Consider the following 20,984-nt stretch of genomic DNA (forward strand, 5'->3'; position numbering starts at 1 on the left):
AAAAATTTAAGTCAAAAAGTTTAAAATGACTCCACACGTTTTACAAAACGTACCGACATTTGTCATAGTGTTGGGAACCTAAATGCTAAAAATGAAGAATGTGTGAAGCTGAGCAGGATTCCGGGTTTTCCCGAGATATCAGAAGAGTGGCTTATAGAAAAAGACTAATGTGCCGATCATCCATATCTAATTTGGAGAAGCAAAATTCCTCTTTAATCCATTGCATCGTAACGGGATGATAGAAGATGACGTGCGTCTCATCGCTCTTATAATACCAGGCATGGAAATCTTTATCATCGGTGTAAGGATCTGTTTTCAAGAATAAAGCACCTTCGGGTTTCAGCATTTTCTTGAGTTGTTCAAACTCTTGGTAGGGCTCATGAAAATGCTCCATTACTTCGCAGCTCACAATGTAATCGTATTTAAGTTCCAGCACTTCGGGGGTGTTATCAAAAAAGGGATCAAAAGTATTGACAGAATAGCCCTGATCGGTGAGTAACTTTGTGATGACCGGGCCGGTGCCAGAACCGTAATCCAGGCCCAAACTGTCAGGTTCAAAATGCTGAGTGATACGTTCAACCAGTGGCGAAACAAAAGCCTGGTAACGTGGATCTTCCACATCATTGTCGTGGCTTTCATATCGTTCTACTTCTTCATTGGGGGTAGGATAATCTTCGGGATCCATAAGTACCGCACGGCAATTGGTACAGCGGTGATAGTGCCGGTCCTCTTTCTCATAAAAATAAAAGGGTTCAGTGGATGAGGAACAGAGGGTACATTTCATAAAAAGATGTTGATGTATGAATGGTCAATTAGCAATGATGCGGATGGTAGGGGATCAAAAGCTCATCCGCAAATAATTACAATACATCAGGGGTCAGCATACCAGTTTTTAAGCTGTACTTCGATGTCTTTTTGTCCGGCATCAACCAAACCTTTGAATTCCTGAATATCTTGTCCCCGATGGTGATAGGGATACACCGTGGTTGGTTCAAAATCCAAAACGGCGCTGGCGGCTTGTTTCACATCCATGGTGTAGGGTAGGTTCATGCATATAAAAGCAATGTCAATTCCAGTTAGAGCACGCATTTCCGGGATTCCTTCGGTATCGCCAGAGAGATACACCGTTGTACCTCCCATGGTAAGCACATATCCGTTACCCCAGCCTTTGGCATGTCGGGCTCCTTCCTCAGGCAGGTTATACATAGGAAAAGCCAGCACATTAATCCCGAGTTCTTCAGTAGAGTCTCCATTATCGAGAATGATAAGCTGCTCCTGATATTTGTCATCCATTTGTTCTGCAACAGACTGAGGAACTATAAATGTGGCATTATTTGTGTCCAGGGCACTTAGTGTTTCTGGATTCAAGTGATCGCCATGAGCGTGAGTGATTAAAATGAGATCGGGGCTGTCAAACTGTTCAAAGCGAGTGGCCCCTCCATAAGGGTCAACAAAAATGGTTTGATTGTTCCATTCAAAGGCCACTGTTCCATGTACAATTGGGTGGATGACCAGTTCACCTTCAGAAGTAGCTACGGTATCCGGGGTGTTGGTGAGGTTGGATTGTGCTAGAACGGGCGATATGCTAAAGCATATAAAAAAGAGAACAGACAGTAGAAAACGATACATAGGGCATAAATTTCGTTAGGATTGAAGTCAGAGGTATAACCGGCGGAGTGTCCGAATCATTCGGCTTCTTAGTGGGACTGGTGCGCAGTAAGTTGCTGCTCATACGCCAATTCAAATTGCTTACGCCCCAATTCAACAAGTTCACTGGTGCGATGGAAATCAAAAGTAGCAGCCGAATTTCTGGGAATTTCAACAACCAGATCCGGTTGGTGCAAGTTTATAATCATTTGTGTTAAACGGTCTTGGGTATAATTGTAGGAGGTATCCATAAGTTCAAATAAGGAGAGACGGGCTTGTTTTTGACTTGACCCGATACCTGAAAGATGAAAGGCTTTTTCCAACCAGCTTTCTGATCCCTTGTCTTCAGGCTTGGCATTATCCCGGGTCAGGACCGGTAAGGTAATTCCATTTACATTAACAGCCACTACCAATGCGTCAGGATCTTCCTTTTTGACAAGATCGAGAGGCAAGGGATTTAGTACTCCACCGTCTACCAGTATGTCGTTATTCTCATAAATGGGTACAAAAATACCGGGAATAGAGATAGAGGCCCTCAGTGCTTTAAACAAGTTGCCGGAGGTATAGTGAACCTCTTCCATATTTTGCAGGTCGGTAGCCACGGCAGTAAACGGAAGATCGAAGTCCTCTATATTTTGTTCGCCGGTCATCTCCAATATCCTGCTAAAGATTTTCTCTCCCTTCAAAAAACCATGACTGGTTAATGTGAAATCCATCAAATCAAATACTGCAGAACGGTTCAGGCCAAGCAGCCACTCTTTGTATTCTTTTAAGTGACCGGCGCAGTAGATACCACCAACTACGGCGCCCATTGAGCATCCAATGACTTCAACGATTTCATAGCCTTCCTCTTCCAGCTTTTCAATAACACCAATATGGGCAAGCCCACGGGCTCCACCACTGCCCAACACCAAATGTACTTTTTGTTTTGTTGATGACATTTGCCTGATTTTTGAATAAAAATATCTGCTTAATATAACCAAAAAAGAGAGCCTTAACTTCTCTGATAGAAGGCAGTTAGAAGAACATTATGGACTGAAAAACTGTTGTTGTTATAAAATGATGTACTATGGGTAAAACCTTTACTTTTTACCTTATTTGTATATTTTTACTGAAGAGTTTTTTGATACTAATTTGAATATAAATTCAAGATCATGGGTATTAGAAACAGAATAGGTGTTGGGGTTTTAATTGGAATGATAATGGTACTGTTTGCTGGATTTACAGCTTGTCAAAAAGGAGATCAGCAAAAGGAGGATAGCACAGTACGTTTGGTGTATGCCAATTGGTCGGAAGGGGTGGCCATGACTAACCTGGCTTCAGTTATTTTGGATGAAAAGATGGGCTATAATGTGGTTACCAAAATGACCGATATTGAACAGGTTTTTGAGTTACTAAATACCAGCGAATACGATGTTTTTGTGGATGCATGGCTGCCGGAAACCCATGGAAATTACATGCAACAATATGGCAGTTCACTGGAAGATTTAAGCGTAGTGATTGAAGAAGTTAGAACCGGACTGGTAGTGCCTGCCTATATGGATGTAGAAAGCATAAGTGACTTGAATGGTCAGGTGGATGTAATCAAAGGCATTGGCAGCGGTGCCGGTGTTATGCAAGCCACTCACGACGCCCTGCAAAGTTATGAGCTCTCCCTCACCTTAGAAGATGGCTCGGAAGAAGCGATGACTGAGGCACTGGATGATGCTATCAAACGCAGAGCCCCCATCGTGATTACTGGCTGGATTCCTCATTGGTTGTTCAATCGGTATGATCTCAAATTTCTGGAAGACCCTAAAAATGTATACGGGGCTTCTGAAAAAATACATACCATAGCCCGCTCAGGTTTTACTTCTGATCATCCCCAGGTTTCCTTGTTCTTTGAGCGGTTTAAGCTTACAGAAACCCAATTGGAGACCCTGATGGACGAAATGGAGTCTATGTCTGGAAATGAAAAACAGGCTGTTAAAAATTGGATGGATGATCACGAACGTCTTGTAAATAAGTGGGTGCGAGGTCTGCAGCCCCAACGCATTACTGTGATGTAAAGTGATTACTCAATCTAAGCAGGATATCCTCCGCCAATGTAATCTCGGAGGGTGTCGATCTCACTTTTTTGACGGGCGATGATAGTTTTAACTACATCACCAATTGAAATAACGCCCACAACTTTTCCCTGGTTTACCACAGGCAAGTGACGGATTTTTTTCTCGGTCATCAGCTGCATGCAGAGGTTCAGGGTGTCAGTAGGCTCAACGCGAATCACTTCATCCGTCATGATTTCATGAACCTCGGTTTCTTTAGAAGTCCGTCCTTTCAGAATTACTTTATTGCGGTAATCTCTCTCAGATACAATGCCCAACAAATTTCCGTGTTCCATCACCAGCAATGCACCGATGTTTAATTCGGCCATCTTAGAAATGGCAATAAAAACAGTTTCGTTAGGCGCCACAGAATAGACATCGCTGCCTTTTTGGTTTAAAAGCTCTTTCACTTGCATATTTTCCCCTGTTTGCTTTTAGTTGGTTCCTATTAATAAAAGCATTTTTTTGGAATTTGCAAGAATCTGGGTGTAAATAATGCCTCAGAGAGCACTAAAGCAGGGTGATTCGGTTTCGACCCAGCTGAACTATTTCTTCACTTTCCAATTGTTTAAGCAAACGGGAGACGACTTCCCGGGCGGTACCAAGTTCCTGTCCAAGCTGGCTGTGGGTGATATTAATTTGGTTTGATCCGGATACTTCAGCCTTTTTTCTTAGAAACTGCAACAGACGTTCATCCATTTTTTTAAACGCAATAGCATTGACTACGCCCAGTAATTCTTCAAACCGTTTGTGGTAAATGCGGAATACATAATTCAGCCATTCAGGATCATTCCCCATTAATTCACGAATCTTATTGATGGGGACAAAGACTACTTCAGTCTCTTCTTCAGCAATGGCTTTTACTTTGCTGGTGTCATTATAGAGCGCAGCAAGAAAAGACATCACACAGGTTTCTCCCGGCTGCAGATAATACATTACCATCTCGCGGTAATCATCATCTGATTGCATCACTTTAAGGCTGCCTCTTATCACAAAAGGAATAGACTGAACCGGGGCGTCTTCATTTACAATCACATCACCGGTTTCAAAAATTTTGATGATGCCGTTTTTCTTAAGTACTTCCGTTGAGGGAATGTTGGGCTTCATAAGCAAGCTAAGTATGGAGTATTTTTCCCCAAGATATTAAAAATTATACCGTAAGGAGAGCATAAGATTACGTCCGGCCTCGGGGATATTTCCTATACTGGTATGCGTATGATAGTAATGGTCAAGCAGGTTGTTGACTTCCAAGATGGAAGACAGGGAACTGCCCATCCATTTACGTTCAAAGGACAGGTTTATGACAGCAAAAGCCTCAGTTTGATCTTCAATGGAGGTTGTTTCAGCTACCCGATTTTGAGCAGCGGCCCATTCCACTTCGCCCATGAGCATATTTTTTCCATGATGAAGATGGATCAAGCTGTTTCCTTTGAGCGGAGGGATGAGCGGCAGTGGTTCATTCAGACTTTGGTTTTGAGCATACAGGTAAGAAATTCGATTTTCCAGGCTAATCACATGGTTGATGTTATTCAGGCTACGGAATTCGCCGCCCATGATCACCGCATCACCAACATTGGCATATTGCTTGAATTTGAAGTCGTTGCTGCTCACATCCTCAGCCAAAATGCCGTCTATATAAGTGAAGTATTGTTTGTGAAACAGGGAAATAGAAAAGGAATTCCGGTCGGTCTCCCAAGTCACATTCACATCGGTATTGAACGTGCGCTCCGTTTTTAGCCAGGGATTGCCATCATAAAAGAAACCATCGGTGTAGTTATAGATGTAATGACCGAAAAGCTCCATATGGTTACCCATGCGTTCGGAGTACACCAAGTTTCCGGTAAGGCTCCAACGGTCATTTAGCATCCATAAAGCACTACCCGATGCAGATAGCAAGATCTTTTGCCGGGTATCCAATTCCCGGTCGTATAATCCTTCAAAGAACGAAGCAAAACTCTCATTTCCGGTATCAAGGCTTTTGTACCGGATATTTTCTTCCAGTTTAAGTAAGATTTTATCTGATGCCCTGAACTGATGTTTTAATCCCAGGCCCACATTCCGGGTTTGCACATCTCTGAGGTTGTAGATGAACATGTCTTCAATCTCGGGATCCAGGCTATTCATTTCCATATCGCCGTAAGCATGGGAAGCATAACCATCCAGAAACCAGTTAAAGGAATGTCCCAATAATGCTGCTTTTCCATTCATGCGGGTTCCGTAGGTGACGGTTTCCCCATACATGGGCATATACATCCCTCTCATTACCGCACGGTTGGCAACATCACGGTCGTAATCGTCCATCCAGTGGCGGATGGTGTTGGCATAAAGCTGCACCTTATCCAGTTGAAAATTGGCATCTGAAGAAGCAAAGTTAAATTGTACTTGACCGATATCAGCCAGGGCTTTGGTTGCATCCATGAGGAGGGCGGGGTAGCCTACATCATAGGCTTTGTCGGTAATATAATTTCCCTCAATGGAATGCCCGGACCTAAAGGTATGCTTGTAGCTTGCATTCAGGTTTAGCTTCTCATATTGCGTGTTGTTGATGGTTCGGTCGTTTCCAGCGGTAAAATCATTGGCTTTTTTATAGCTACCGGAAAACCGAACCGCATTACGCCCGGAAGGATCAGAGATATTGGTAGTAAGGTTTAAATGCCGGTAATTATCGGGCACTCTGTAGGCTGATTGAATCTGCAGGCTGAAGGGATGGTGTTCAGCGCGTTGCGTCACCAGATCCAGCGTACTGTTTCCGCTGCCGTTTTCAGCTACGCCTGATCCGCTTTTATCAATATGCAGCTTGGAGAGGTTGCTGGTTTCCACATAAGAGGTGATGGGGTCCATCTTATCCACGCAGGCTTTAAACACCTGCATGCCATCAATGGTCAGGTTCATCCGTTGGTCAGCCTGTCCACGAATCACCGGTTCCCAGGCAAATGCGCCACGCTTGTTGGTGGATAAGCCGTCTATATTATCCAGAAACTGATCCATGTTTTGTGTATTTGCCCGCTGATGATAGGCATGTACATTGTTTTGATCTTCTCCGGTGGCAACCACAAGCAATTCAGTATCATCCCGAAAAACCTGTGGCTTTAGATAAATGGATTTCAGCCCCGGGTGCAAGTGTACTTCTTTGGATGCATAGCCAACAGCCGAAACAACAATATGCGGGTACTTTTTAGGATTAATGGAAAAAAAGCCATTCACATCAGAAACCGTAATCACCGTGCCGGTATCATCTTTAATGTGAGCCTGAATGACAGGTTGCTGATTATTGCGGTCCAGCAGTTGGATGCTCAAATCCTGGGCCAGGGCGGGTTCAACCCAAAAAAGGGTTAGAATAAAAAAGGTTAGATATCTCATGTCCGTAAAATTTTGAGTATATGGCCGGACTATAGGTGCCCGGCCAAATACAACTCTCTTATTAGGGATTACTGCGCTTGCACGCTGTATTCAAACACCACTTCAGGCAGGGTGTCGTTAGCTGCCACAAGTACTACCGAAGTAGTCCATGTGCCGCTCATGCTATAGTTGATATCGCCTTCGTAAAAGCCATCACCAGTCGCAACGGGGTTCGTAAAGTCGGTGGAGTGTCCGCTTCCGCCGCCCATATCCATGTACGGATATACATCCAGGACGAGATCCTCCACCGCAGGAAAGTTCATCATGGATTCGCGGGTGTGGATCAGAAAAGTGAGATCATTTTGTCCCGTTACCGGCTTTTGAGGTGCATACCAGGTAATGAAATACACCTTATCGTTATCATCGCGCACGCTGGTGAGTTTCCAGGAGGAAGCGACTTCAACAGGTATTTCTCCGGAAATCATCTCATCGGTAGGTGTCGTGATTTCAAAGTTAATAGTCCAGCTGCCCATACTACCACTTGGCATGATAAAAACGGCCATGTTTTTGAAATATCGATCGTCTTCTTCTGCGGTTTTGGGTTGATTGTAGGGAGCGGAATGCATCATATCACCCATATCCATCATGGGTTGGATGGAGATAGATTGGGGAGTGATGATGTTGCCGTTTTGTTCTAATTTCCAATAGAGGGTATTGGCACCGGTTTCAGGCTCTTTTTCTGCTTCGAGAGAAATAGTGTAACCATCAACGGTTACCTGATTAACGGGTATGAGTTCTAATTCCGGTTTATTGTTATCGGTGGTGTCACAGGAGGTGGCAGCTATAGCCAAAATGGCAAGCAAAGCGGCATAGCCCCATAGTTTTAGCATGTTCATGATAAAATGGTTCTTAGTTAGTTTTGTATAAAAAGGGTGATTTCCGGATATCAAACCGGAGATCTGTTAGTAAGAAGGGAGTACAAAACTAACCGCGGGGCGGGCGCAGCAAATCAGCGGCAAAACCGTCAAGTATTGCATAACTAAGATGAGAAGGGGATTCAATATCCCGGGGAGTAGTTATAAATCTAAAGTCTTGTTTGCAGGTGGCATCAAACTTGGCATAGATCAACCCCATGTCGTTGCTGTTACTTGAATTGGGGGGATGAGGAGCTGAGTAAAAGCAGTAGTCGTGTTCAACGGTTTTATCATCCAAATGATCACTGCCATGAGTTTTAGCTACAGAATCAGAAGTATTTTGTGGTTGCAGTTCAGGATGGTGGCAAGTACATATTTTACGGCCGTCTTCTATTTCACAATAGCAAAATGATACAGCACAATGATCTTCCTTGTCATGGGCGTGGAAGGCTTTTATTACAAGCCCTGTGCCCAACCAACCGAAGATATTCCATAGCATTGTAACAAGTACAATACTGCTGATTAATTGGTGATATGTACTTTTAAGACTCACAGGTCTTCAAACCTACTAAAACCCTTAAATAAAAGGTAGCTGATTTTTGTTAAATGCCGATAATTTTAGCCTTTTAAACAGGTGGCTTCACAAACTATTCACGATAAATGTATAGGCTTCCCATTGGTTAACTAATCAAAATTGGGGTTTAATGAATACCGTTAGAAAACACACGCAAAATAAAATCATTGACTTAGTATCTTTTATAAGTATGATTCTTTTGATAGGGACCGGAGTTATTATGTATTGGGTATTACCTCCGGGAAGTCATGGCGAAAACTTTCTTTCACTTTCCCGTCACGATTGGGGAGATATTCACTTCTGGATAGCAGTAGTTTTTACTGTGCTTGTAGCATATCACCTTTTGCTACATTTACCGTGGATTAAAGGCAGTTATTTTAGTTTCGGGAATAAGAGCCATAAATAAAAAAAGGCTCTAACTATCAGTTAGAGCCTTTTTTCAGGTGTTTGCTTTTAGGAAGGAAAAGGGATTATTGAGTTGGTTTCAGAGCAATGGTAATTTCCATCGCAGCTGCCTCTTCTATAGAAACGGCTTCGAAGGAACGTTCATAAGGCTGATATCCCTCATGATCTACACTTATCGTATAAGTTTCACCTTCGGCGATGTCTTCTACAACGAACTCACCTTCTTTATCAGTAATCACGGGCTCTTCCAGCCGTTCAAGATTTACAGCAACTTTATTAAGGGGTGTACCGTCGGTACTGTCAACTACGGTACCATTCAGGTCAAGCTCAAGTTGTACAACCTCGTTGGGTTGATTGTTATCTACAGCTGTCGAGTTGGTCATGGCAACTACCATAAAACCAAATGCTACTAAGAATAATCCAGGAATGATGCTTTTGAGTGTTTTCATCGTTGTTAACCTCATTTTGTTAGTTTTATATCTCTCTGTAAGTACTAAGCATTGTGCTTTGTTACAGATGTACACTCAAGCCTCTGGATTTTGTTCTATTTTCTAACCTTTGTAAACTGTTCGATATTAAATACTTACGTATTAAAAAAATAAATTTTAAACAAAAGTACCTTGGTTTGCCTGAATCAAAGGTTAGAAGCTTTTCCGGGTATTCAGTTATATAAAATGACGAAGGTTGAGTACGTCTTAATCTTTTAAGATCGAAGAATCCAGCACGTCATTATCAAAAAACACAAAGCGGTTGCTGAGCTTGATTCCCAGGTATACCGAGAGCACCGTGCCCGAGAAGATGGCCAGCATAATCATGATCTGATATTTGATGGCAATGAGAGGCGAGCTGCCGCTTAAAATTTGTCCCGTCATCATCCCGGGGAGAGAAACCAACCCAATGGTTGCCATGGAGGCAAGGGTGGGGTTAGCTGATTTTTTTAGCGCATCCCTGAAGAACGGAAAGACGGCTTCGCTACGAGTGGCGCCACAGGTTAGGTAGAACCGGTATCGTTCCTGATGTTCATTCAGACTGTAGTAAAAGGCATTAATGCCAATTACGTTACTGCGCAGGCAATTTCCCAGTACCATGCCGGTGATGGGAATCGTGTACTGGGCAGCCAGAAAGGTGGGCAGTTGAATGACCAGCTCCAGGAAGAAGATGTCAATCACAATAATCCCGAAAAAAGTGGCAGCAAAAATAGGGATGAGGAGAGATTTTTTACGTCTGAGCTCACTGCGATCGATGGTGGCAAAATCAGCAACCAGTACCATAACCATTATCCAGGCAGCGTTTAGCCACGCATTGTCCAGTTCAAACAAGTACTCCAGGTAGTAGCCTACGAAGAGTAGCTGCAAGGTCATCCGAACGGTGGCTATGCCAAGCTTTTTATTAAGCCCGGTTTTGTAGCGCCATAATATCCAGGCGGGGATGATGAGAATTAAAAACCCGATACTCAATTGCCACCAGCTAAGATCAATAATGTCCATAAAAGTACTTTTTTATTGTTCGGGTTGAAGATCAATGATACGATCGCAGCGTTCCAGCCACCATTCATCATGCGAGGTAGAGATAATAGTTCGGCCGTCTTGGAGCAACAAATCGGCCACTTTTTGTTTGGATTGTGCATCCAGGGCAGAGGTGGGTTCATCCAGCAGCAGGATGTCACGATTCATGAGGTAGCAACAAGCAAGCCCAATCCGTTGGCGCTGACCAGTTGATAGTTCGGCATATTTTTGATTGAGCATACTTTTTTCGAGCCCCAATTTAGTCAAGGTTTCGCCCAGCCTCTTTGATGAAGGTTTTTGACTTTTGTTGGCCTCAAATCCAAACAAAAAATCAGATAACTCTTGCACGGTGCCTTCCCCAAGATTCAAATCCTGGGGCAACCAAGCCAGCTCCCTGCGCATTTGTTGGATAAGTTGGGTAGTGTAAGGCTCCTCTTTATAGCGCATATCTCCTTCATCAGGATATTCAAAACCCAGCAACAAACGAAATAATGTTGTTTTGCCTGAACCGGATTCTCCTTTGATAGCTACTTTTTCTCCTTGATTGATTTGCAGAGAAAAATCACTAAAGACCTTTTCATTTTCATATGAAAAATGAATACCGCTGGCTGTAAAAATGGCCGGTGAATCTGAGTTCATGATCAAAGTTTGAATAAAAATCGCCTGAAATACAGCCCGAGTATAGGAATTTTTAAGTGGTCTTGCTGTGGGAATGCTTCTCGTTGAGTAGGGCACTGAATAACTACTGTATCCCAATGAATACTTAGCCTAAAATTTTAAGAAAGTCCTCCCTTAAGGGAGGTGCCTGATTTTGGCTTGCTCCCGAGAATTCGGGCCGGAGGGTGTTATTTGTAAAGAATCTGATGCGCTATAATGGCACCAATCTGTTTAAAGTTCTTGCTGTTCTTATCTTGGAAGAAATCTAAGCTAAGGCAGCATACCGGACAGATGAAAGCAGTAAAAAATCCTTCCTCCAATTCCATATTGAATATTGCCCCGTGCTCGTTATCTTCGGGTAAAAATTAGCACGTATCCTATCACACCCAAACATGTCGGATTTACTGAAAGAAGTTCAATTGCGTACCAAAGGAATTCTACCGGTCCAAAAACTTAAATTACTTAAAGACTTAGGGCTGATCTACTCTCATGCGGATTACCCCATGCAGGACGATCAGTTTCAACCTAATTCCATTGACCTTCGCCTTGGAGAGGTGGCCTATCGCGTACGCTGCAGCTTTTTGCCTGAGAATGAGACCGTTGAGCAGAAACTGAAACGGCTGAAAATGTATGAAATTCCCATCACAGACGGCGCCGTGCTGGAGCAAAATTGTGTGTACATCATCCCATTGCTGGAAAAGCTGAATCTTCCCGAATCAAATAATACCGTACAGAAAGCTTTGTTTAACGGGGAAGAAGAAACGGGCGATGTGAAACTAAATAGCGTTGAAAACCTCTCCGCCAAGGCTAATCCCAAGAGTTCTACCGGCCGTTTGGATGTGTTTACCCGTGTGATTACCGATTACTCGCACCGGTTTGAGGAAATTAATCCCGGTTACAAAGGCAATTTGTACCTGGAAGTGGTACCCAAATCATTTTCTGTAAAAGTGCGCACCGGTGACCGGCTCAACCAGCTCCGTATCCGGCATGGACTGGAAGTGATGTCGGACCAAGACATTTTACGCGTACATGCTGCAGAACCGCTCTTGTTTGATGAGAAGAGTAAGCCGGTTTCTATGGAAAAAATCAAAGTGAATCAGGGGCTGTTCATGAGTGTGCAGCTGGAGGGCAAAAAGGGCGAAGTGATTGGCTACAAAGCCAAGAAACACAATGATTATATCGACCTTAATAATATTGGTCATTACAATGTAGATGACTTTTGGGAGCCCATTTATGCCAGTCAGGATAAGCAAATGATCCTGGAGCCCGAGGCTTTTTATATTTTTGCTTCCAAAGAACGAATCCGCGTACCGGCGCATCTGGCCTGTGAGATGATGGCCTACGATACCGGCTCCGGAGAACTTCGCACCCATTATGCGGGCTTTTTTGATAGCGGTTTTGGCGGATCGGTGGAAGATAAAGGAGCCCGGGCCGTACTGGAAGTCCGCTCCCATGATGTCCCGTTTATGATTGAAGACGGACAGACGCTGTTCAGTATGCAGTTTGAGCCCAATGCCGAGCGTCCTGATTTTGTGTATGGGGATGAAATCGAAAGCAACTACCAGGGGCAGGGGCTCCGACTTGGAAAGCATTTTAAGCAGGCATGAGTTCTTATTCGGTAACCCGCTGTATTTGCCACAAACGTAATTTTGAAGAGATCAAAGAATTTGCGGAGCAACAAAGTTTTTCATCAGTGGAAGAACTACAAGCTGAACAGTTTTGCAGTTGTGGCTGCGGCCTTTGCATTCCCTATATAGAAATGATGTTCGAAACCGGTCGGACGGAGTTTGAACCGGGAGAGTATTATAAAGCCAGTACGGAGTGATGAAAGTGGGAAATTGCAGAGTACAGATTTCAAATTGAAGATTGAAAATTAAAAGATTAAAGGTTTAGGGTTAATTTTAAATTTTGAATGTTGAGTTTTGAATTACCTATAACCTTCTTTATCAAGGAGCTTCTCCCGACAAGCGTGTCGGGGGATTGAAGGGTGGGTAGATGCCACCAAGGACCAAAAGGTTTATAAACCCCAACAAATTCCAAAACCCCTCGTCCCCACGCTCTGCGTGGGATCGACCATATGAAGCTCCTGCTTCAGTACTGGAGTAAGTAAAAGCACAAAAATAAGCTAAACCATGAACGTATTTTATGTTGAACCGAAACGGGTAGCAGGTCCCCAGTTCGAGCTGTCGGGGCAGGAAGCCCGCCATGCAATCAAGGTGCTCAGGCTTCGGGAAGGTGATGAAATATTTGCTACTGACGGACAAGGCACCCGCTATACCGGCACGGTGCAATCAACGGGAAAAGATTCGGTAGTGGCGCACATCACCCAAAAAGAAGAAAAGCCGGCGCCTGATCCTGAGCTGGTGTTGGCCATGGGCATCATCAAAAAAAGAGACCGCTTGGAGTTTGCTGTGGAAAAAGCCGTGGAGCTGGGGGCGAGCAAAATTGTGCTATTCAATTCCGATCATACCGTAAAAACCAATGTGCGCATGGACCGCGTGGAGAACATCATACAAAGCGCTATGAAGCAAAGCATGAGATATTGGTTGCCTGAGGTGCAATTGCTGGACTCTGTAGATGAAGTGCTGGATGAATTTGAGAATTACACTGTTTTAATGGCCCATGAAAAAGTGGATGCTGAGCATCAAACATTCGACACCGAACAAGACATTTTGAAGGGGCAGAAGTTTTTACTACTTGTAGGACCAGAAGGGGGCTTCTCGGACCGGGAAGTTGAGCTGGCAGAGAATAAAGGGGCTGAGTTGGTTTCACTTGGGGAATATCGCCTGCGGGCAGAAACGGCAGCGGTTGCGTTTTTGGCGAGGTTTTAGTTTTTAGTGGCAAGGTGCAAGGTGCAAGGTGCGAGGTTTTAGGTTTTAGTGGTGATTTTTTGGAAATCTGGAATCTGGAATCTTCCATCTTTCAATTTTCAATCTTTAATTCCCAGCCAAAACTTTTTCCTGTTGGAAACTGTTGGACGGGTATGAAAATTCATCAAAACTACGACGCTATTATTGTGGGCTCGGGCATGGGAGGAATGAGTGCCGGAGCGATGCTCGCCAAGAACGGTTATAAAGTATTGATTCTTGAAGCGGCTCATGCTCCGGGTGGCTGTTCCTCCTCTTATTATCGAAAGGGCTTTGTATTTGAATCCGGGGCAACTACGCTGATGGGCTTTGATGAAAATCAGCCTTTGCGCAGGCTGGAAGAGGAAACGGGTATTGAAATTCCCAAAGAAGAAATCACCCCGCCGATGTCGGTTTGGTTGAACGGAAAGCAAATTACCCGCTATAAAAATCGGGAGCGCTGGATTGCCGAAGCCGGACGAGTGTTTGGCAATGAAACGGCACAAAGAGCTTTTTGGGAAGAGGCCCTGAAAGTCTCGGATTTGATCTGGAAGCTGTCGTTGAAGAATAACCTCTTTCCTCCCCAAAAACCTTCGGAGTGGCTTCGTCTTATCACTCAAAATTCCCCTTTGGATGTTTGGGTGCTGAAATATGCTTTTCAGTCGGTACGGCAGGTGATGCAACAATTTGATGTAGATACGCCCGAATTTCGCCGATTTGTGGATGAGCAGCTGATGATTACGGCCCAGGCCCAATCGGAAGAAACTCCTTTTTTATTTGGTGCTGCCGGACTCACCTACACTAATTATTCCAATTATTATGTGCCGGGCGGGTTGCTGGAAATGGTGAATGCCATTCGTCTCTACATTCAAAACAGGGGCGGGGCGTTGCACACCAAAGAAGCCGTGCAGCTTATTTCAGGGAAAGAAGGGGAGTTTATCATTCACACAAAAAAAAAATGAACAGTACCGTGCCCCAATTGTAATATCAAACCTGCCGGTTTGGAATATGCAGGACATCACCGCGGGAAATATGAAACAGTATTTCCGGGAAAAGGCTTTGGGATTTGAAGAGGTCTGGGGCGCTATCACGATGGGCATTGGAATAAAGGACGAGTTCCCGGATGAAATGCCTCTGCATCACCAGATTCACTTGCCGGAAGGAGAGATGATACCCCATGCTTCTTCAGGGTCTGTTTTTGTATCGATGTCGAAACGTGGAGATACTGAGCGGGCCAAAGAAGGAAAGCGAACGCTTAATATTTCTACCCATGCGTTACCGGAATACTGGTTTTCTTTGCACGAAAAGTATGATGCGGCGAAGCAAGAAGTAGAAAATTTTATTGTGAACTTGCTGGAACAAAAACTGCCAGGCTTTAGTCGCAACAATATAGAAGTGCTCCACACAGCCACGCCGGTAAGCTGGCAAAACTGGGTGTACCGCAAAAAAGGCAGAGTGGGTGGAATCCCCCAAAGCATGGCACGAAGCTTGCTGAATTGGATACCCCACGAAACTCCGTTCAAAGGTTTGTATCTTGTCGGAGACACTACTTATCCCGGGCAAGGCATTCCGGGCGTAACTTTGAGTGGAATAAACGTATATTCACGCGTCATTAAGAATCATTAAATCAGAATTTTTTGGATAATTATTCTCCCAATACCCAATTTTCCGTATTCCCTCCTGTAATAAAAAACCTGCTGATAATTAACGGTTTAGTCTTTTTGGCTACCGTCAGTATTTTTGGTGGCGGCTTCACTGGTTTTGGCGAAATGGTATTTCCCTATCTCGCATTGTTTCCAATTGGCAGCGGCAACTTTTTTCCCTGGCAGCTGGTTACCTACATGTTTTTACATGCCGGCATTGGTCATATATTCTTTAACCTGTTTGCGTTATGGATCTTTGGCCAGGCCATTGAACAGCTTTGGGGATCTAAACGATTTTTGATTTATTACCTGTTAACGGGTATTGGGGCAGCGCTCATTCACATGTGGATAGGCGGCGGAGGCGCCCCTACCATTGGAGCATCCGGTGCGGTATTTGGAATTCTTTTGGCATTTGGTATGATGTTTCCTGACAAATACATCATGCTGCTGATTCCCCCGATTCCCATCAAAGCTAAATATTTTGTAGCCATTTACGGAGCATTTGAGTTATTTGCAGGTATCTCCAATCCATTTGGAGGCATCGCTCACTTTGCCCACTTAGGCGGTATTATTGTTGGATTTATTTTGATTAAGTACTGGGGATTGAAAAAACCAACCAATTATATTTGATGAACAATTCCTATTTTCAAGGCGGTGGACGTATGAGAGATAATATGCCATATGACTCTTTTGGCGGGGCCCTGAAAAGAGGCTTCATGGGGATGCCTGTAGCCATTCGGACCATTATTCTGATCAATGCGGTTGTTTTTGTGATCCAGATGCTGGGCGGACAAACGCTTAATGGCTGGCTGGTTCCCACGCTTGGTTTTGATCCATCTTTTCCCACTTTTTTAACTCAGCCTTGGCGCCTGGTTACCTACATGTTTTTGCATGGAGGTTTTCTCCACTTTCTATTTAATATGCTGTGGCTCTGGTGGATGGGGCGTTCCGTGGAAGAAACGCTAGGTCCCCGGACCTTCACAGTAATTTATTTTGGTGCAGGTATTTTAGGAGCCGTCCTTGATGCAGCTATTGCTATGGTATTTGGCTCAGCCCTGGTGATTGGAGCTTCCGGTGCGGTAACCGGTATTTTGGTAGCCTTTGCCATGCTGTTTCCCACGGCACCCATCATGCTGTTTCTGTTTCCGCCCATCCAAGCCCGCTTTTTTGTAGCCGGCTGGATTGCTATTGATATCTTGTTCCTGGGAAGTGGAGACGGAGTAGCCCGATTGGTTCACCTTGGCGGAGCTTTAGGAGGCTATTTATTGATTAAAGCCCATCAGGATGGCAAGGATTTAAGTTTACCGGTGCGCTATCTGGAATATTTATTTGGCCGGATGAAGTCCTCAACTTCTTCCAAATCTTCATCCAAAAAACGTCCCCGCAATAAAAACATGAGCATTGTACAAGATGCTGAAATTGTGGAGGAGATTGACCAGGATGAACTGGATGCTATTCTCGAAAAGATCTCAAAGAAAGGCTATGATTCTTTGACAAAAGAAGAAAAACGCAAATTGTTTGAATTGAGTAAGAAACAATAGTGTTAGGACCTCTACCTAAACCGGTAAAAAATTTTATAAGAAAGATTTAAGTAATATGGCAGCTATTAAGAGACGCAACTCAATACAGGTAATGGTGGGCAATGTGCCCGTAGGCGGCGGTGCCCCCATTGTAGTACAATCCATGACGAATACGGATACAGCCGATATTGACGAGACGGCCGATCAGATTGAACACTTGTACCGGTCTGGCTCTGAACTCGTACGGATCACCGTAAATAATGATGAAGCTGCTAAAGCCGTACCTCATATCAAAGAGAAGCTATTAAACCGGGGCGTGCCGGTGCCGGTGATTGGTGACTTCCATTACAACGGACATAAATTACTTACCAAATATCCCGAGATGGCGAAGGCGCTGGCTAAGTTCCGCATCAACCCGGGTAATACAGGTACCAAAGCCCGCGACGAGAATTTTACCACTATCGTAGAGCAAGCCATTAAATACGACAAACCCGTGCGTATCGGGGTGAATTGGGGATCGCTGGATCAGCAATTGCTGGCTGACAAAATGGATGCCAACAATAAGCTTGAGAAACCCAAAACCGCCAAAGAAGTGATGCTGGACACCATGGTGGAAAGCGCCAAGCGGTCTTCCAAACTGGCTGAAGATGTAGGACTCCCTTCCAACAAAATTATTATCAGCGGCAAAATGTCGGGTGTTCAGGATGTGGTGAAAGTATATGAACGTCTCGCTGATGAATTGGACTATCCGCTCCATGTGGGGCTTACTGAAGCCGGTATGGGTATGAAAGGAATGGTGGCGAGCGCTTCTGCGCTTTCCGTTATTTTGCAACAGGGCATCGGCGATACCATTCGTGTATCTCTAACCCCACAACCCGGCGCCGACCGTGCCCTGGAGGTACAGGTAGCCCAGCAGATTTTGCAGTCATTGAATATCCGCAGTTTTATTCCACAGGTTACTTCCTGCCCTGGTTGTGGACGTACCAAGAGTACCTATTTCCAAGAATTGGCGGAAGAAATCCAAGAATACATTGTAGAGTCTATGCCGGTTTGGCGTAAAGTCTATCCAGGAGTGGAAGAGATGGATGTTGCGGTGATGGGTTGTGTGGTAAACGGTCCTGGTGAATCACGTAATGCCAACATTGGTATTTCTCTGCCAGGAACTTTTGAAGAACCCAAAGCCCCCGTATATGTTGATGGCGAACACTCTACCACACTGCGAGGTGATAACATCGGGGAAGAATTCCGCAGTATTCTGGATAATTACGTGCAGAAGAACTACGGGAAGAAGAAGGAATCGGTGGAAGCCTGATTTGGTAAATGGCTAACTGTTTTTGGTTATTTGAGAGAACTCACCGATTTGTCGTAATGGTGCGCCAATTATTAGATAAAGGGCAGTTGATGACAATGTAAAGTACAGCTTTGCAGGGCTTGTACTTTTGGGGTAGAATCTCAAAAGATCAGAAGCTTGTTAAGGAAGGGTAGAATATATTTATCAAGACAGGTAAAAGACCAGCTATTCTAATATTAATGCTACTTAACGTGAGTTTGATATAAGAATGACCTAAAAATGGCTATTCATCGCTGTAGTGGTCAGGTAATTTGGTAACAAAATTGGATAGAAAGACCTTGAAAGGGTCTTCATAATGACTAAAACTGTCTGCAAATTATTCAACATCTACAGCAATGAGGAGTTTTTGTATCGAACTGACGTTACTTGACAAACCTTACTGGCAGCAGTAAACCTTCTTTTCAGTCTCGCAGGGACCTTTTCTTACGCTATTACAATCTGCGCGAACATTTCATATGCTTTTTTGGCGAATGTAAGGGCCAGAGGAAACACTGTAAGTGTATAACAAACACTTACTGTAAGCACTTACATGAATTCTCAGGAATTTCATGAAAATGAAAAAAATTAAATTCATGAAAAATTCATCCATTTTTTAGGGTAATTATTTAGTGCAATAAATTATCTGCGTAAGATTATTTATTACAGTGTTTTATATAAGTGGATAAGTGTAAGCCTTCAGAGTCAGTTAAACTTCTTACCTGAACAAAAAAAAGAGCAAATTTTAGTTGAAAATATGTAAGCGCTTACATTAACTTACAGGAAATCGCAGTTCCAAAAACGTAAGATTCGAGTGGATACCGGATATAAATCTTACTTTCTATTTCTAATTGTTCTTCCTGTGGTGTTGCTGTTTGCGTCATGTGATACTCAGCCCAAAGAAGACGATGAAGAAGTACTGGCCAGGATCGAAAATCTGGAGGTAACAAAAGACCATTTTGTATCGGCCTTTAAGAAATATTACTACAAAACCGGTCAGGCCATTCAGCCCTCCCAAAATGTTAAAACCTCCGTACTGGATGCTGAATTTAACCCTTACGTACTGGCCACCTACGCGAAAGAACTTGGTTTAGACAGTGACCGGGAGGGACTTCGGCAGTACGGCATCATTCAGCGTAAAGTATTTGCTGAAGAGTACCTGGAGCGGGAAGTATTACAAAAGGTAGAAGTGACCGAAGAAGACATTCGGGAGCTATACCTCCGGTTTAATACCAAGATCAAAGCTTCACATCTGTATGCGCCCGATGAAGCAGGTGCAAACGAACTGTATCAGCGCCTTCAAAATGGCGAGTCTTTTGACAAGCTGGCTGCTGAAACTTTCCAAAATCCCTATCTGGCCCGAAATGGGGGAGATCTTGGCGAATTTACCATTGATGAAATGGATCTCGCTTTTGAAAATGCAGCCTTTGGGCTTGAAGAGGGCGAGATTTCTGAGCCGGTGAAAACCAAGCAAGGCTACAGCATTATTAAGGTAACAGACCGTTTTACCACTCCTATTGTTACCGAGTTTCAATATGCTTCCCGAAAAGATCAGTTTGCCATTTTTGCCGAACGCCGCAAAAAAGAAATGGCTACCAGAAACCACCTGGAAGAAGTGCTTGCCGAACTCAATGTAAACGAAACACTGATTAATGATCTCTGGAAAGATATTCAGCAAAACCAGGGTGGAGTAGTGGAACTGAGTCCGGAGCAAAACCAACTGCGCTTACAAACCAATGAGGCTGAGGATGCTATCATTGCCAAAGTTGATGATTATCAATTTACAGTGGCTGATCTGAAGAAAGAAGGATTCTATTCACCCCAGGAAAATCTAAACCGGCTGGATCGCGATTACCGATTCAGAAACTATGTAAAAGGGCTCATCTACCGGGATTTTGTAACCAAGCAGTTTGGGCAGATGGCCGCTTCAGAATCAAATGCCGTGCAGTCATCCATCCAGCAAACTTTTCTGAATTACCTAAGCAACCGGATTGATGAAGTATTAAGAGAAGAAATTGAGCTTAGCGATACGGAATTGCGGGAAGAGTTTCAGCAAAACAAACCGATGTATGATTTTCCCCTCCGTATGAATTTAGCCCGCATCGTAGTAGAATCAGAGAAGCGTGGCGAAGAAGCCATGCAAGCTCTTGAAAACGGACAGTCTTGGGAGGAAGTACTACGTAGCTATTCTATTGATACCCGGGATATTATGGTGGATGGAGAAATGGGCATGCAACCGATTCAGGAATTAGGAACTCATGCTTTACATGTAAAGGATTTAGAAGAAGGAGAAGTTGCCGGCCCATTTGCCTATCAAACCGGTAAACTCATGATTTATAAAGTACTTGAAGTGAAAGAGCCACGCGAAGCTGCGTTTGAAGAAGTATCAGATTTGGTGGGCAGAGTATTGCTTCAGAAAAAAGTGAAGCAACGAAAAGAAGAACTTATTGAAGAAGTGAAGGACCGATACAATGCGGTGCTGAACTACGACAAACTAAGGGCATTAAATATTAAACTGTAAGA

General features: G+C 43.9%; 22 protein-coding genes. 11 read left to right on the forward strand and 11 right to left on the reverse strand.

The features are described 5' to 3' along the window. Window positions 1–151: 151 nt before the first annotated feature. The 3 genes from FN815_RS11430 to FN815_RS11440 all read right to left on the reverse strand — a co-directional run bounded on the left by FN815_RS11430 (window position 152) and on the right by FN815_RS11440 (window position 2,588). The gene (locus FN815_RS11430) at window positions 152–784 is read right to left on the reverse strand and encodes a class I SAM-dependent methyltransferase (protein ID WP_246075248.1); all 633 of its coding nucleotides are present in this window, start codon (window positions 782–784) and stop codon (window positions 152–154) included. An 86-nt stretch (window positions 785–870) separates the two neighbouring features. Then, window positions 871–1,629: an MBL fold metallo-hydrolase gene (locus FN815_RS11435; RefSeq protein WP_142454766.1), complete on the reverse strand. Its 759-nt coding sequence runs from the start codon at window positions 1,627–1,629 to the stop codon at window positions 871–873. A 68-nt stretch (window positions 1,630–1,697) separates the two neighbouring features. Beyond that, window positions 1,698–2,588: a patatin-like phospholipase family protein gene (locus tag FN815_RS11440; RefSeq protein ID WP_142454767.1), complete on the reverse strand. Its 891-nt coding sequence runs from the start codon at window positions 2,586–2,588 to the stop codon at window positions 1,698–1,700. A gap of 213 nt (window positions 2,589–2,801) precedes the next feature. Here FN815_RS11440 and FN815_RS11445 point away from each other — a divergent pair, with 213 nt between their 5' ends. Beyond that, window positions 2,802–3,695, forward strand: a complete 894-nt coding sequence (locus FN815_RS11445) for a glycine betaine ABC transporter substrate-binding protein (RefSeq protein ID WP_142454768.1) — start codon at window positions 2,802–2,804, stop codon at window positions 3,693–3,695. 14 nt (window positions 3,696–3,709) lie between these two features. Here FN815_RS11445 and FN815_RS11450 read toward each other — a convergent pair whose 3' ends face one another. The 5 genes from FN815_RS11450 to FN815_RS11470 all read right to left on the reverse strand — a co-directional run bounded on the left by FN815_RS11450 (window position 3,710) and on the right by FN815_RS11470 (window position 8,537). After that, the gene (locus FN815_RS11450) at window positions 3,710–4,147 is read right to left on the reverse strand and encodes a CBS domain-containing protein (protein ID WP_142454769.1); all 438 of its coding nucleotides are present in this window, start codon (window positions 4,145–4,147) and stop codon (window positions 3,710–3,712) included. A 94-nt stretch (window positions 4,148–4,241) separates the two neighbouring features. Continuing rightward, the gene (locus tag FN815_RS11455) at window positions 4,242–4,838 is read right to left on the reverse strand and encodes a Crp/Fnr family transcriptional regulator (RefSeq protein ID WP_142454770.1); all 597 of its coding nucleotides are present in this window, start codon (window positions 4,836–4,838) and stop codon (window positions 4,242–4,244) included. 36 nt (window positions 4,839–4,874) lie between these two features. After that, a complete protein-coding gene (locus FN815_RS11460; protein WP_142454771.1) occupies window positions 4,875–7,091 on the reverse strand; it encodes a TonB-dependent receptor domain-containing protein in 2,217 nt (738 codons plus the stop codon). Between the two features lie 68 nt (window positions 7,092–7,159). Continuing rightward, window positions 7,160–7,966, reverse strand: coding sequence for a FixH family protein (locus FN815_RS11465; protein WP_142454772.1), 807 nt, complete (start codon window positions 7,964–7,966; stop codon window positions 7,160–7,162). An 88-nt stretch (window positions 7,967–8,054) separates the two neighbouring features. Then, window positions 8,055–8,537: a hypothetical protein gene (locus FN815_RS11470; RefSeq protein ID WP_142454773.1), complete on the reverse strand. Its 483-nt coding sequence runs from the start codon at window positions 8,535–8,537 to the stop codon at window positions 8,055–8,057. A 151-nt stretch (window positions 8,538–8,688) separates the two neighbouring features. Here FN815_RS11470 and FN815_RS19335 point away from each other — a divergent pair, with 151 nt between their 5' ends. Next, window positions 8,689–8,964 (forward strand): DUF4405 domain-containing protein, encoded by a 276-nt coding sequence (locus tag FN815_RS19335; RefSeq protein ID WP_142454774.1) that lies wholly within the window; start codon window positions 8,689–8,691, stop codon window positions 8,962–8,964. A gap of 64 nt (window positions 8,965–9,028) precedes the next feature. On the opposite strand, the gene FN815_RS11480 is transcribed toward FN815_RS19335, so the two are convergent. The 3 genes from FN815_RS11480 to FN815_RS11490 form a co-directional block, all read right to left on the reverse strand. Beyond that, on the reverse strand, window positions 9,029–9,412 hold the full coding sequence (locus tag FN815_RS11480; protein WP_185957273.1) for a carboxypeptidase-like regulatory domain-containing protein: 384 nt from the start codon (window positions 9,410–9,412) through the stop codon (window positions 9,029–9,031). Between the two features lie 246 nt (window positions 9,413–9,658). Then, the gene (locus tag FN815_RS11485; protein ID WP_142454776.1) at window positions 9,659–10,450 is read right to left on the reverse strand and encodes an ABC transporter permease; all 792 of its coding nucleotides are present in this window, start codon (window positions 10,448–10,450) and stop codon (window positions 9,659–9,661) included. Window positions 10,451–10,462: 12 nt separating this feature from the next. Beyond that, window positions 10,463–11,107 carry an ABC transporter ATP-binding protein gene (locus FN815_RS11490; RefSeq protein WP_142454777.1) on the reverse strand — a complete coding sequence of 215 codons (645 nt, stop codon included), beginning with the start codon at window positions 11,105–11,107 and terminating at the stop codon, window positions 10,463–10,465. Window positions 11,108–11,517: 410 nt separating this feature from the next. Here FN815_RS11490 and FN815_RS11495 point away from each other — a divergent pair, with 410 nt between their 5' ends. The 9 genes from FN815_RS11495 to FN815_RS11530 all read left to right on the forward strand — a co-directional run bounded on the left by FN815_RS11495 (window position 11,518) and on the right by FN815_RS11530 (window position 20,982). After that, window positions 11,518–12,732 (forward strand): 2'-deoxycytidine 5'-triphosphate deaminase, encoded by a 1,215-nt coding sequence (locus FN815_RS11495; RefSeq protein WP_142454778.1) that lies wholly within the window; start codon window positions 11,518–11,520, stop codon window positions 12,730–12,732. Continuing rightward, on the forward strand, window positions 12,729–12,950 hold the full coding sequence (locus FN815_RS11500; protein ID WP_142454779.1) for a hypothetical protein: 222 nt from the start codon (window positions 12,729–12,731) through the stop codon (window positions 12,948–12,950). The genes FN815_RS11495 and FN815_RS11500 overlap by 4 nt, the downstream gene beginning before the upstream one ends. Before the next feature lie 307 nt (window positions 12,951–13,257). Next, window positions 13,258–13,956, forward strand: coding sequence for an RsmE family RNA methyltransferase (locus FN815_RS11505; protein ID WP_142454780.1), 699 nt, complete (start codon window positions 13,258–13,260; stop codon window positions 13,954–13,956). 152 nt (window positions 13,957–14,108) lie between these two features. Continuing rightward, window positions 14,109–14,933, forward strand: a complete 825-nt coding sequence (locus FN815_RS19150) for a phytoene desaturase family protein (protein WP_246075250.1) — start codon at window positions 14,109–14,111, stop codon at window positions 14,931–14,933. A gap of 70 nt (window positions 14,934–15,003) precedes the next feature. Continuing rightward, the gene (locus tag FN815_RS19155; protein ID WP_246075252.1) at window positions 15,004–15,597 is read left to right on the forward strand and encodes a phytoene desaturase family protein; all 594 of its coding nucleotides are present in this window, start codon (window positions 15,004–15,006) and stop codon (window positions 15,595–15,597) included. Window positions 15,598–15,608: 11 nt separating this feature from the next. Further along, a complete protein-coding gene (locus tag FN815_RS11515; protein WP_142454781.1) occupies window positions 15,609–16,244 on the forward strand; it encodes a rhomboid family intramembrane serine protease in 636 nt (211 codons plus the stop codon). Beyond that, the gene (locus FN815_RS11520; protein ID WP_246075254.1) at window positions 16,244–17,155 is read left to right on the forward strand and encodes a rhomboid family intramembrane serine protease; all 912 of its coding nucleotides are present in this window, start codon (window positions 16,244–16,246) and stop codon (window positions 17,153–17,155) included. Before FN815_RS11515 ends, FN815_RS11520 begins: the two co-directional genes overlap by 1 nt. Window positions 17,156–17,210: 55 nt before the next feature. Next, the gene (gene ispG, locus FN815_RS11525) at window positions 17,211–18,446 is read left to right on the forward strand and encodes a flavodoxin-dependent (E)-4-hydroxy-3-methylbut-2-enyl-diphosphate synthase (RefSeq protein WP_142454782.1); all 1,236 of its coding nucleotides are present in this window, start codon (window positions 17,211–17,213) and stop codon (window positions 18,444–18,446) included. Between the two features lie 829 nt (window positions 18,447–19,275). Next, window positions 19,276–20,982 carry a peptidylprolyl isomerase gene (locus FN815_RS11530; RefSeq protein ID WP_142454783.1) on the forward strand — a complete coding sequence of 569 codons (1,707 nt, stop codon included), beginning with the start codon at window positions 19,276–19,278 and terminating at the stop codon, window positions 20,980–20,982. Window positions 20,983–20,984 lie beyond the last annotated feature (2 nt).

The organism is Gracilimonas mengyeensis (assembly GCF_900182705.1).
GTDB classification, from domain to species: domain Bacteria; phylum Bacteroidota; class Rhodothermia; order Balneolales; family Balneolaceae; genus Gracilimonas; species Gracilimonas mengyeensis.

Bases quoted from the DNA above. Each gene is read 5' to 3' on its own strand.
- FN815_RS19150 (WP_246075250.1), top strand. From the start codon at position 14,109: ATGAAAATTCATCAAAACTACGACGCTATTATTGTGGGCTCGGGCATG.
- FN815_RS11455 (WP_142454770.1), bottom strand. From the start codon at position 4,838: ATGAAGCCCAACATTCCCTCAACGGAAGTACTTAAGAAAAACGGCATC.
- FN815_RS11490 (WP_142454777.1), bottom strand. From the start codon at position 11,107: ATGAACTCAGATTCACCGGCCATTTTTACAGCCAGCGGTATTCATTTT.
- FN815_RS11435 (WP_142454766.1), bottom strand. From the start codon at position 1,629: ATGTATCGTTTTCTACTGTCTGTTCTCTTTTTTATATGCTTTAGCATA.
- FN815_RS11495 (WP_142454778.1), top strand. From the start codon at position 11,518: ATGTCGGATTTACTGAAAGAAGTTCAATTGCGTACCAAAGGAATTCTA.
- FN815_RS11520 (WP_246075254.1), top strand. From the start codon at position 16,244: ATGAACAATTCCTATTTTCAAGGCGGTGGACGTATGAGAGATAATATG.
- FN815_RS11500 (WP_142454779.1), top strand. From the start codon at position 12,729: ATGAGTTCTTATTCGGTAACCCGCTGTATTTGCCACAAACGTAATTTT.
- FN815_RS11460 (WP_142454771.1), bottom strand. From the start codon at position 7,091: ATGAGATATCTAACCTTTTTTATTCTAACCCTTTTTTGGGTTGAACCC.
- FN815_RS11445 (WP_142454768.1), top strand. From the start codon at position 2,802: ATGGGTATTAGAAACAGAATAGGTGTTGGGGTTTTAATTGGAATGATA.
- FN815_RS11440 (WP_142454767.1), bottom strand. From the start codon at position 2,588: ATGTCATCAACAAAACAAAAAGTACATTTGGTGTTGGGCAGTGGTGGA.
- FN815_RS11505 (WP_142454780.1), top strand. From the start codon at position 13,258: ATGAACGTATTTTATGTTGAACCGAAACGGGTAGCAGGTCCCCAGTTC.
- FN815_RS11430 (WP_246075248.1), bottom strand. From the start codon at position 784: ATGAAATGTACCCTCTGTTCCTCATCCACTGAACCCTTTTATTTTTAT.
- FN815_RS11485 (WP_142454776.1), bottom strand. From the start codon at position 10,450: ATGGACATTATTGATCTTAGCTGGTGGCAATTGAGTATCGGGTTTTTA.
- FN815_RS11465 (WP_142454772.1), bottom strand. From the start codon at position 7,966: ATGAACATGCTAAAACTATGGGGCTATGCCGCTTTGCTTGCCATTTTG.
- ispG (WP_142454782.1), top strand. From the start codon at position 17,211: ATGGCAGCTATTAAGAGACGCAACTCAATACAGGTAATGGTGGGCAAT.
- FN815_RS19155 (WP_246075252.1), top strand. From the start codon at position 15,004: ATGAAACAGTATTTCCGGGAAAAGGCTTTGGGATTTGAAGAGGTCTGG.
- FN815_RS11480 (WP_185957273.1), bottom strand. From the start codon at position 9,412: ATGAAAACACTCAAAAGCATCATTCCTGGATTATTCTTAGTAGCATTT.
- FN815_RS11450 (WP_142454769.1), bottom strand. From the start codon at position 4,147: ATGCAAGTGAAAGAGCTTTTAAACCAAAAAGGCAGCGATGTCTATTCT.
- FN815_RS19335 (WP_142454774.1), top strand. From the start codon at position 8,689: ATGAATACCGTTAGAAAACACACGCAAAATAAAATCATTGACTTAGTA.